The sequence below is a fragment of the Bifidobacterium sp. MSK.17.10 genome, assembly GCF_019129655.1.
Classification (GTDB): Bacteria; Actinomycetota; Actinomycetes; order Actinomycetales; family Bifidobacteriaceae; genus Bifidobacterium; species Bifidobacterium adolescentis.
Map to the genome: position 1 here is coordinate 1 of NZ_JAHOJD010000035.1, position 394 is coordinate 394.

The 394-nt window shown below is 66.5% G+C and carries 1 protein-coding gene; it reads right to left on the bottom strand.

From position 1 onward, the window contains the following. On the bottom strand, positions 1–381 hold a 381-nt coding region (locus tag KSX58_RS10310; protein ID WP_217752145.1), incomplete at its 3' end, for a ParB/RepB/Spo0J family partition protein. Between the last annotated feature and the right edge of the window lie 13 nt (positions 382–394).

Sequence of the window (394 nt, forward strand, 5' to 3'; positions counted from 1 at the left end):
CTGACCAAAATCGTCGCGTGTCCGCCTGACCTCGGTCTTGATGCTGGCGGCCTTGACGCGGTCACGCACATAGGCGCCGCTTCGGCCGAGCCGGTAGGCGACGGCGGCGGTGGTGGCCCCCAGATCAAGCATGCCCTGGATGGCATCGGCCTCCTCCAACACGGTGAGCTGTTCGCGCTGGCAGTTCTCGGTGACCATGGCCTCCAACTGCTGCAATGGGCCGAGCTGGAGCACGAAGCATGGGACGGCTCCGATTCCGGCCTGTTTGCATGCGGCGAGCCTGCGGTGGCCGGCGATGACCCTGTAGCGCTCGCCGGTGGGTACGACGCTGAGGGGCGAGAGGAGGCCGTTGGTTTTGATGCTGGCGGCGAGGTCGGTCACGTCGCCGATGTTT